Raw genomic sequence first — 10,617 nt, 5'->3', positions numbered from 1 at the left:
CCCATTCCGAACCCGGAAGCTAAGCCCCATTGCGCCGATGGTACTGCACTCGACAGGGTGTGGGAGAGTAGGACACCGCCGAACACCCGTTACCGAAAGGGGACCCAATAATTGGGTCCCCTTTCGTGTTTTTATCGTGCTTTTATGAAAGGATTTTTTCTGTGTCCGACAACAACGGTGAGCGTCGATCCTTCCGGAGTGGAGGATCTACTCCCTGGTCGGGCCGGGGCGAAGGCAAAGAAGGCTCGCAGACCAATCGCGGCAACGACGACCGCAGGCAGAGCGGCGACAGGCGTGACGATTCCTCCGCCGGGCGCGGAGACGACCGCCGGCCACAGCGGAGCGGTGAACGCTCCTACCCGGATCGCGCACAGCGCGGCCGAAGCGAGGACGCGCGCCCCCGCCGAGAAGGCGATGCACGACCCGACCGCAACAACGACTCCCGGCCTCGCCGTGAAGGCGATGCGCGTCCGCCCCGCAGCGACGACAGGTCCGACCGCGGCTACCGGCCGCAGCGCGACCAGCCGTCCGGCGACCGCCGACGTGACGACTCCCGTCCCGCCCGTAGTGGCGACTCGCGACCGAACCGCGACAGCGATCCTCGGCAGAGCAGGGGTGACGACCGCGGACGGCAGTTCGGTGATCGGAACCGACCTGCGTCGGATCGGTCCCGCGGAGACGCCGGTCGCAGCGAGCGTCCGAATCGCCCGACCGGTGACCGCAGCCGCGATGACGCACGCGGCGGAGCCCGCAGCTACGGCGGCGATCGCCGTGGCACCGACGACCGCCGTGGAAGCGACGATCGCGGAGCCCGCAGCTACGGCGGTGATCGCCGCGGTGGCGAAGCCCCTCGTCGTCGTGGCGGCGAAGGCGGATTCGGCCCGGCAGGGGGACGTGACGGTTCTGCTCCCCGGCGCGATGCCCGCCCCGACGAGCCGGACCTGCCCGAGAACGTCGAAGCCTCGGAACTGGACCCGGCGATCCGGCGCGACCTCCTCAGTCTCGACAAGCTGAACGCCAACGCCGTCGCACGTCACCTGGTCATGGCGGGCAAGCTCATCGACGACGACCCGCGTCTCGCATTGGCGCATGCCCGTGCCGCACGTCAGCGTGCCGGCCGGATCGCAGTCGTCCGTGAGGCCGCCGGTATCACCGCGTATCACGCAGGCGAATGGGCCGAGGCGCTCTCCGAGCTCCGTGCAGCACGCCGGATGTCCGGTGGAACAGCACTTCTCGCTGTCATGGCCGATTGCGAACGTGGCCTCGGACGGCCGGAGAAGGCCATCGAACTCGGGCGCAGCGAAGAAGCACGTGCCCTCACCGGCGACGAAGCCAGCGAACTGCGGATCGTCGTCGCGGGTGCCCGCATGGATCTCGGCCAGTACGACCAGGCCGTGGTGACACTGCAGACCTCCGATCTCGACCCGACCCGCACCGGTACGCCCGCGGCACGGCTCTTCTACGCGTACGCCGACGCACTCGTCGCAGCGGGACGCGCGGAAGAAGGCGTGCAGTGGTTCCTGCACTCTGCGGAAGCCGACATCGAAGGCGTCACCGACGCCGAGGATCGGGTGGAGGAGCTCACCGGAGGAGACTTGTGACCTCGTCGAGCGGCGCCTTCGGCGACGCGGCGGCCGAGTACACCGGTGACTCTCTGCGTTCGCTCTACGATGTCCTCCTGCTCGACCTCGACGGCACGGTCTATCGAGGCGCGGATGCCGTTCCCGGTGCCCGCGAGGCGTTGACCGCAGGCGACAGGCTGTTCTATGTCACGAACAACGCGAGCCGTCGCCCGAGCGAAGTCGCCCGCCATCTCCGCGACCTGGGGTTCCCGGCGGACGACGCGTCGGTGGTGACGAGTTCGCAGTCCGCCGCCCGTCTGCTTGCGGAACAGGTGCCGTCGGGATCACCTGTTCTGGTGGTCGGTACCGACGCTCTGGCAGAGGAGGTCGCCCGGGTGGGATTGAACCCGGTGCGGACCGCCGACGCAGATCCCGTTGCCGTGGTCCAGGGACATTCACCCGAGACGGGGTGGCCGATGCTCGCCGAGGCGACACTCGCCATTCGTGCCGGCGCCTGGTGGGTTGCGACCAACATCGACTCGACGCTGCCCACCGAACGGGGACTGGTGCTCGGAAACGGGTCTATGGTCGCAGCGGTACGTCACGCCACCGGCGCCGAGCCCGTCGTGGCAGGCAAGCCGGCGGCTCCTCTGCTCGAGGATGCGATCCGGCGGGGTGCCGCACAACGGCCGTTGGTCATCGGTGATCGGCTCGACACCGACATCGAGGGTGCCAACGCAGTCGGCGCGGACTCCCTCCTGGTCCTGACGGGCGTCAGCACGGTCGACGACCTGTTGCGCGCTCCCGTGGAGCAACGCCCCACGTACGTCGGTGCCTCGCTCGGGTGCCTCGACGCTCCGGCGTCGCAGGTCCGGGTGATGCCCGCCGAGGGCTGGTCGGTACGGCTCGAGGACGGCGATCTGCATCTCGAGTCCACCGGGGTGGTCGGCGACGCGATGGAGGTCTTGCGCGGACTGCTCGATGTTGCCTGGTCGAACCCCGGTTTCGGCCGGCTCCGGCCGGTCGACGAGCACGCGCGCACCGTGCTCGCGGAGTGGGGCATCGCTTCCTGAATCGGGTCGTGCCGTGTGCCGGTCGTGGCGCGGATGCACTAGCGTGGTCGGTGATGAGCACGTCTATTCCACGCCCCGGTGAACACGTTCCCGGCCCACGAGTCGCGATCGATCCCGACCGTATCCACGCGGAGGTCGATGCGCTGCTGATGCGCGCGCGCGACAGCGCGGACACCTCCGATACGGCCCAGGGGATCTCCCGCCAGGCCCAGCTGCTCGACCAGGCCCACGACGTTCTCGTGCAGGCGCTGGCGACCGTGGACAAGATCTGACGTGGCGCGCCGAGCACGGGTCGACGCAGAACTGGTACGACGCGGATTGGCACGTTCGCGGGAGCACGCGAGCGAGCTGATCGCCGCAGGTCGGGTGTTGATCGCAGGCACCGTGGCGACCAAAGCCGCCACCGCCGTCGAGCCGAACACCCCGCTGCTCGTCACTGAGGTCGCGGACGAGGTGTCCTGGGCCTCACGTGGCGCGCACAAACTCCTCGGAGCACTCGAAGCGTTTACTCCCCAGGGTCTGGACGTGTCCGGAAAGCGATGCCTCGACGCAGGCGCCTCGACGGGGGGATTCACCGATGTCCTTCTGCACGAAGGCGCGTCGGAAGTGGTCGCCGTGGACGTGGGGTACGGGCAGCTCGTCTGGAGACTGCAATCCGATCCGCGTGTCCACGTCATCGATCGAACAAATGTGCGTACCATCGACGCGGATCTCATCGGAGGACCGGTCGAATTGGTGGTGGCGGATCTGTCGTTCATCTCTCTGAAGCTGGTGTTGCCCGCGTTCGTGCGTTGCGCAGCTCCCGGCGCCGACCTGCTTCCGATGGTGAAACCGCAGTTCGAGGTCGGCAAGGACCGGGTCGGCAGCGGCGGCGTCGTGCGAGACCCCGAACTCCGGGCCGAAGCGGTGCTCGACGTGGCACGCGAGGCCCAGCGAGCGGGGCTCCGCACCCGGGGAGTGGTCGCGAGCCCGCTACCGGGTCCGTCCGGAAACGTGGAGTACTTCCTCTGGCTGCGGGCCGGAGAGCCGGGCGCCGAGGACCTGGACCCGAACGTGATCGATCTCGTCCACCGCGCGGTACAGGAAGGACCACAGTGACAACAGGGCCGGCGCAGCCGAACCCGGGGACAAGAGGGCCGGCGCAGCCGAACCCGGGCACCCCGGCGCCGACGGGTCCCGGAGGCACCGAACGCGAGATCTTGCTCGTCTCGCATGCGGGTCGCGACGAGATCGCCACCACTGCTCTGCGGGTCGCCAAGGTTCTGGGCGAGGCGGGCATCGGTCTACGGGTACTCGAGGACGAGGCAGGCAGCAACGGGCTGGGAGTTCTCGCGATCCCGGGCAGTTTCATTCGCATCGTCGAACCCGGTCCCGACGCCGCCGCAGGCTGCGAGATGGTCATCGTGCTGGGCGGGGACGGAAGTTTCCTCCGCGCTGCCGAACTCGCACAGTATGCGTCGGTCCCTGTGCTGGGCATCAACCTCGGACGAATCGGGTTCCTTGCCGAGGCGGAAGCCGAACACCTCGAAGACGCGTTGCATCAGGTCGCCCACCGCGAATACCGCATCGAAGAACGAATGACTCTGGACGTGACCATCCGCGTCGACGACAGGATCGTCGACCGCGGCTGGGCGCTGAACGAGGCGAGCCTCGAGAACAAATCCCGGCTCGGGGTGCTCGAGGTCGTGCTCGAGGTCGACGGCAGGCCGGTCTCGTCGTTCGGTTGCGACGGGGTGCTCATTGCAACCCCCACGGGTTCGACCGCCTACGCGTTCTCCGCGGGCGGTCCTGTGGTGTGGCCGGAACTCGAGGCACTGCTGGTGATCCCGAGCAACGCACACGCGCTGTTCGCGCGCCCGCTGGTGACGAGTCCCGAATCGATCATCGCCGTCGAAACCCTCGCGGGTGGTCACGACGGGGTGGTGTTCTGCGACGGCCGGCGCACGCTCGAACTGCCCGCGGGCGGACGCCTCGACGTGGTGCGCGGCCGGCACCCGGTGCGCTGGGTACGGCTGGATTCGGCACCGTTCGCAGACCGGATGGTGCGAAAGTTCGAACTTCCGGTGAAGGGCTGGCGGGGAAGGAAGCTCTGAGATGCTCGCTGAGATCAGGATCGACAACCTGGGCGTCATCTCCGAGGCGAGCGCCCGGTTCCACGGTGGTCTGACCGTGCTGACCGGCGAGACGGGTGCCGGCAAGACCATGGTGGTCACGAGCCTGCACCTGCTGTCCGGGGTTCGGGCGGACGCGACACGGGTCCGCGTCGGCGCGAACCGTGCCGTGGTCGAGGGACGCTTCAGCGTCGACGACGGTGCCAGTCATGTCGAAAAAGAAGTCGCCCGGCTTCTCGAGGCTGCCGGCGCGCAACGCGACGAGGACGGCAGCATCATCGCCGTCCGCAGCGTGGGCAGCGACGGCCGGTCCCGCGCCCACCTCGGGGGACGCAGCGTCCCGGTGGGTGTGCTCTCCGAATTCACCGACCCGCTGCTCACCGTGCACGGGCAGAACGACCAATTGCGCCTGCTCCGCCCGGGCGAACAGCGTTCCGCGCTGGATCGGTTCGGCGGAAAGGCGATCGCTCCGCTGCTCGACCGGTATCGCACGCACCGGCGTCGGTGGCTCGACGCCCGCGCCGAATGGCACGAACGTACCGAGCGGTCGCGGGAGCTGGCGCAGGAAGCCGACCGTCTCCAGTACGGACTCGACGAGATCGAGCGCGTCGATCCGGAGCCGGGGGAGGACGCCCGGCTCGTCGACGACGTTCGTCGTCTGTCCGATCTCGATTCCCTCCGCGAGGCAGCGATGGGCGCACACGCGGTGCTCGCCGGCCAGGACGCCGCCGACGGCGACGAAGCCCGCTCCGCACTCGACTTGCTGGGCGAGGCACGCTCGCGTGTCGACGGCAGCGACGACCCGGCCCTTCGTGACCTCGGGCCGCGCTTGGACGACGCCATCGCGGTGGTCACCGACGTGGCCGGTGATCTGTCGGGCTACCTGGGGGATCTTCCCTCCGACCCGGGTGCGCTCGAGACCCTGCTCACCCGGCAGGCCGAACTGAAAACCCTCACCCGGAAATACGCGGCGGACGTCGACGGAGTACTCGAGTGGGCGCGCAGCGCACGAGAACGACTCTCGGGTCTCGATGTGTCCGCCGAGGCCCTCGACAAACTCGCCGCCGAGGTCGACGCCGAAGCCGCCGCCACCGCGGAGGCCGCGACGGCACTGTCGGCGGCACGCCAGAAGGTGGCGGGGAAGCTGGCGAAAGCGGTGAGCAAAGAACTCGCCGGACTGGCGATGGGCCGCGCGGTGCTCGAGGTACAGATCCGCGAACAGCAGGCCGCGGCGGCAGATTCCGCGCCGCTGCCGATCGGCGATCGCGTCCTGCACGCCGGTGAGTCCGGCGTCGACGAGGTGGAGTTCCGGCTTGCCGCGCACGGCGGCGCTCCGGCTCTTCCCCTGGCGCGCAGCGCGTCCGGCGGCGAGCTCTCGCGGGTGATGCTCGCGCTCGAGGTGGTCCTCGCCGGATCCGAGCGTGGCGCGACCATGGTCTTCGACGAGGTCGACGCCGGCGTCGGAGGCCGCGCCGCTGTCGAGATCGGCCGTCGGCTGGCTCGGTTGTCCCGGACCCATCAGGTCATCGTCGTCACACACCTCCCGCAGGTCGCCGCGTTCGCCGACACGCACCTGGTGGTGGACAAGGTGGACGATCGCGCCGGGGTGGTGAGCAGCGGCGTGCGGATGTTGTCGGACGCCGAACGTGTCGCCGAACTCGCCCGGATGCTCGCGGGACTCGACGACACCGAGACCGGTCGCGCCCACGCCGAGGAGTTGCTCGCCGTCGCGCACGCCGAGCGGGCACAGTGATCGGGCCGTCGATGCGGCGTCGCGGCGTCGTCTCGGCGCGCCTCCGATAACTGACCGGAACTCCGGAGCATCATCTTTGCCATGAAGATGCCGGCGCTGCTGTCACGTACCAACGAAACGTTGCCCGGAGTCAGCGGTATCGCGAGGGTCGATACGAACTCCGCGAAGCTGTTGCGTCGGGTCGGTCCCGGCGACGTGGTGGTCCTCGACGCGCTCGACCTCGATCGTGTCACCGCCGACGCTCTCGTCGAAGCAGGCGTGTCGGCCGTAGTCAATGCATCGGCCTCGATTTCGGGCCGGTACCCGAATCTGGGGCCCGAGGTGATCGTCGCCAACGGCATCCTCCTCGTCGACAACACCGGCGCCGAGACATTCAAGAAGATCAAGGACGGCGCCAAAGTCCGGCTCTACGAGGGTGGCGTATACGCCGGCGAGCGACTGCTGGTGCAGGGCGACGAACAGACCGAGGCCGAGATCTCCGATCGGATGATCGAAGCCAAGACGGGTCTCGTCGACCATCTCGAAGCGTTTTCCGGCAACACCATCGAGTTCATCAGGTCAGAAAGCCCGCTGCTCATCGACGGCGTCGGCATCCCGGAGATCGACCTCGACCTGCGCGACCGGCACGTCGTGGTGGTGTCCGATGGGCCCGGCCACGTCCAGGACCTCAAGGACCTCAAGCCCTTCATCAAGGAATATTCGCCGATTCTCGTCGGCGTCGGACCGGGTGCGGACGCGCTCACCAAAGCCGGATACCGGCCTGATCTGATCGTCGGTGATCCGGACGGGATCGGCACGGCGACCCTCAAATCCGGTGCCGAAGTCGTGCTGCCCGCCGACCCGGACGGCCATGCTCCCGGACTCGAACGCATTCAGGACCTCGGTATCGGCGCGATGACCTTCCCGGCGGCCGGAACGCCCACCGACCTCGCGCTGCTGCTCGTCGACCATCACGGCGCCGCGCTCGTGGTCACCGTGGGCAGCACCGTCTCGCTCGACGAGTTCTTCGACCAGGGACGCCGCGACACCAACCCGTCGGCGGTCATGACGCGCCTCAAGGTCGGACCGAAACTCGTCGACGCCAAAGCTGTCGCCACCCTGTACCGCAGCCGCGTCTCCGGCGGCATCATCGCCTTGTTGATCTTCGCGGCGCTGATCGCGATCATCGCGGCCCTGGTCGTCTCCAATCTCGGGGGCGATGTCGTCGCCCTGGCCCAGGAATGGTGGGACAGCGCCGTCGACTGGGTCCGGGGCCTGCGCGCGTGATCTCGCTGCGTCACCACGCCGTCTCGCTGGTGGCCGTGTTCCTGGCCCTGGCGCTCGGCATCGTGCTCGGATCGGGACTGCTGTCGGGCAGCGTGGTCTCCGGCCTGCGCGACGACAAGTCCGAGATGCGGCGCGAACTGCAGGAGGCCGAGGACCGTGCCGCCCGGCTCGACGGACAACTCGTCGCCGCCGACGGATTCGACGCCACCGTCGCGCCGCGCGTGGTGCGCGATGTCCTCACCGACCGCACCGTCCTCGTCGTCACCACCCCGGACGCCGATCCCGCCGACGTCGACGCACTCGTACGCACGGTGGGGGACGCCGGAGGCAGGGTCACCGGCCGGCTCGCGCTCACCGAGTCCTTCGTCGGCGCGTCCGGAGCCGACCAACTTCGCACCACCGTCACCAACGTCATCCCCGCCGGGGTGGAGCTGCAGACCGGCGCCATCGATCCGGGCAGCCTCGCCGGGGACCTTCTCGGCGCAGTGCTGCTGGTCGACCCGGCCACCGGTGAGGCTCGCGGCACACCGGAGGAACGCGCACTGGCCCTGACCACTCTGCGCAGCGGCGGCTTCATCGGCTACGACGACGGAGAGGCCGAACCGGCGCAGACGGCGCTCGTCGTCACCGGAGAACCCCCTACCGGGAGCGATACCGCCGGCGGAAACCGCGGGGCGCTCGTGGCCCGCTTCGCCGCCGCTGTCGACGCGCGCGGAGCCGGCGCCGTCCTCGCCGGTCGGCCGGGCGCTGCAGCCGGAAACGGCCCCGTCGCCGTGGTGCGTGCCGACGCGGCACTGTCCTCAGGGCTGTCCACCGTCGACAATCTCGATCGGGAAGCCGGCCGGATCACCACAATTCTCGCGGTCCGGGAACAGCTCGACGGAGGCGCCGGACGCTACGGCACCGGTCCCGGAGCGAGCGGCGTCACCGTCGGTTCCGCGGCGCGCTGAGCGCACCCGTCCGCCCCGGTGCGCGTGCTCCAACCGCCCGGGAAATGTGACGTCCACAGCACCGGAGGGCGATACAGGCGAGTCGAGTACGCCCCGGACGCAGAAGGTGTTACCGTGAAGTTCCGTGGGTCGGCAGGCCCCAGCTGCATCACATCAGTCCAAAAGCCCTGCACCTGACGTCACGGGAGCTCTTTTGCCACAGTCACGCCATTCGCGTACCGCTACCAAGCACATCTTCGTCAGCGGGGGCGTCGCGTCCTCGCTCGGCAAAGGTCTCACCGCGTCGAGCCTCGGAGCGCTGCTCACCGCCCGCGGGATGCGGGTCACGATGCAGAAACTGGACCCGTACCTCAACGTCGATCCCGGCACCATGAATCCGTTCCAGCACGGTGAGGTCTTCGTCACCGAGGACGGCGCCGAGACCGACCTCGACGTCGGCCACTACGAACGTTTTCTCGATCGCGATCTCAGCGCCGATGCGAATGTCACCACCGGCCAGGTGTATTCGACGGTCATCGCGAAGGAACGCCGCGGAGAGTATCTCGGCGACACCGTGCAGGTGATCCCGCACATCACCGACGAGATCAAACGGCGCATCCTCGCGATGGCCGCACCCGACAACGAGGGCCAGATCCCCGACGTCGTGATCACCGAAATCGGTGGCACGGTCGGTGACATCGAATCCCAGCCGTTCCTCGAGGCCGCACGCCAGGTCCGTCACGAGGTCGGCCGCGACAACTGCTTCTTCCTCCACGTGTCGCTGGTGCCGTACCTCGGCCCGTCCGGCGAACTGAAGACCAAGCCGACCCAGCACTCGGTCGCGGCGTTGCGCAACATCGGCATCCAGCCCGACGCTCTCGTCCTGCGGTGCGACCGCGACGTGCCGGCCACGCTCAAGGCCAAGATCTCCTTGATGTGCGACGTCGACCTCGCCGGGTGCATCTCGTGCCCCGACGCCCCGAGCATCTACGACATCCCGAAGGTGCTCCACAGCGAGGGCCTCGACGCCTACGTCGTGCGTCAGCTCGGCCTGCCGTTCCGCGACGTCGACTGGACGGTGTGGGGTGACCTGCTCGAGCGGGTGCACAACCCTCGCGAGACCGTCGAGGTCGCACTGGTCGGCAAGTACATCGACCTGCCCGACGCCTACCTGTCGGTGACCGAAGCGCTGCGCGCCGGTGGATTCGCGCACCGCGCCAAGGTGAAGATCCGCTGGGTCGCCTCCGACGAATGCGAAACCGAAGCCGGCGCCGAAAAGCACCTCGGTGACGTCGACGCCGTGCTGATCCCCGGCGGATTCGGTATCCGCGGCATCGAAGGCAAGCTCGGCGCGATCCGCTTCGCCCGTATCCGCAAGATCCCGCTGCTCGGCCTGTGCCTCGGCCTGCAGGGCGTCGTCATCGAAGCCGCCCGGTCCGTGGGAATCACCGATGCCTCCTCCACCGAGTTCGATCCCGACACCACAGCACCGGTGATCTCGACGATGGCCGACCAGGAACAGGCCGTCGCCGGCGAAGCCGATCTCGGTGGCACGATGCGGCTCGGCGCCTACCCGGCCACGCTGAAGAAGGGCTCGGTCGTCTCCAAGGCGTACGGCTCCGAGCACGTCTCCGAACGGCACCGTCACCGGTTCGAGGTCAACAACGCCTACCGCGACGAGATCGCGAAGTCGGGACTGGTGTTCTCGGGCACCTCGCCCGACGGCCGCCTGGTGGAGTTCGTCGAGTACCCCGCGAGCACCCACCCCTACTTCGTGGCGACCCAGGCGCATCCCGAACTGAAGAGCCGCCCGACCCGCCCGCACCCGCTCTTCGCCGGGCTGATCGCCGCGGCACTGCAGTACAAGGCCGCCGAACGGCTGCCCGTCGACGTCCACGGCGGTGACCCGGCCGCGGGGCCGCC

The 10,617-nt window shown here is 68.8% G+C and carries 9 protein-coding genes and 1 rRNA gene; all 10 read left to right on the top strand.

The window, feature by feature from the left end; translation table 11 throughout:
- Positions 1-84, top strand: a 5S ribosomal RNA gene (gene rrf, locus TVH25_RS18870); the annotation flags it as partial.
- A gap of 77 nt (positions 85-161) precedes the next feature.
- Entirely contained in the window at positions 162-1,601 is a 1,440-nt protein-coding gene (locus tag TVH25_RS18865; protein ID WP_169622366.1) for a hypothetical protein, read from the top strand.
- Positions 1,598-2,635: an HAD-IIA family hydrolase gene (locus TVH25_RS18860; RefSeq protein WP_169622365.1), complete on the top strand. Its 1,038-nt coding sequence runs from the start codon at positions 1,598-1,600 to the stop codon at positions 2,633-2,635. The genes TVH25_RS18865 and TVH25_RS18860 overlap by 4 nt, the downstream gene beginning before the upstream one ends.
- Positions 2,636-2,688: 53 nt before the next feature.
- Positions 2,689-2,907, top strand: coding sequence for a hypothetical protein (locus TVH25_RS18855; protein WP_169622364.1), 219 nt, complete (start codon positions 2,689-2,691; stop codon positions 2,905-2,907).
- Between the two features lies 1 nt (position 2,908).
- The gene (locus TVH25_RS18850) at positions 2,909-3,733 is read left to right on the top strand and encodes a TlyA family RNA methyltransferase (protein ID WP_296550980.1); all 825 of its coding nucleotides are present in this window, start codon (positions 2,909-2,911) and stop codon (positions 3,731-3,733) included.
- A gap of 98 nt (positions 3,734-3,831) precedes the next feature.
- Entirely contained in the window at positions 3,832-4,728 is an 897-nt protein-coding gene (locus TVH25_RS18845; RefSeq protein ID WP_296550984.1) for an NAD kinase, read from the top strand.
- Between the two features lies 1 nt (position 4,729).
- Positions 4,730-6,499, top strand: a complete 1,770-nt coding sequence (recN, locus tag TVH25_RS18840) for a DNA repair protein RecN (RefSeq protein WP_378528659.1) — start codon at positions 4,730-4,732, stop codon at positions 6,497-6,499.
- Between the two features lie 81 nt (positions 6,500-6,580).
- On the top strand, positions 6,581-7,765 hold the full coding sequence (gene steA / locus TVH25_RS18835; RefSeq protein ID WP_169622360.1) for a putative cytokinetic ring protein SteA: 1,185 nt from the start codon (positions 6,581-6,583) through the stop codon (positions 7,763-7,765).
- Positions 7,762-8,715, top strand: coding sequence for a copper transporter (locus tag TVH25_RS18830; RefSeq protein WP_169622359.1), 954 nt, complete (start codon positions 7,762-7,764; stop codon positions 8,713-8,715). Before steA ends, TVH25_RS18830 begins: the two co-directional genes overlap by 4 nt.
- A gap of 193 nt (positions 8,716-8,908) precedes the next feature.
- Positions 8,909-10,617, top strand: a 1,709-nt coding sequence (locus TVH25_RS18825) for a CTP synthase (protein ID WP_422425181.1), incomplete at its 3' end; no start/stop codon positions are given.

It is taken from the genome of Rhodococcus sp. 7Tela_A2, from assembly GCF_049311045.1.
Taxonomy (GTDB): domain Bacteria; phylum Actinomycetota; class Actinomycetes; order Mycobacteriales; family Mycobacteriaceae; genus Rhodococcus.
The sequence above is the reverse complement of the archived record's forward strand: the minus strand, read 5'-3'. Positions and strand labels throughout refer to the sequence as shown.

Excerpts from the sequence above, each read along its gene's own strand:
- TVH25_RS18855 (WP_169622364.1), top strand. The coding sequence starts at position 2,689 with ATGAGCACGTCTATTCCACGCCCCGGTGAACACGTTCCCGGCCCACGA.
- recN (WP_378528659.1), top strand. The coding sequence starts at position 4,730 with ATGCTCGCTGAGATCAGGATCGACAACCTGGGCGTCATCTCCGAGGCG.
- steA (WP_169622360.1), top strand. The coding sequence starts at position 6,581 with ATGAAGATGCCGGCGCTGCTGTCACGTACCAACGAAACGTTGCCCGGA.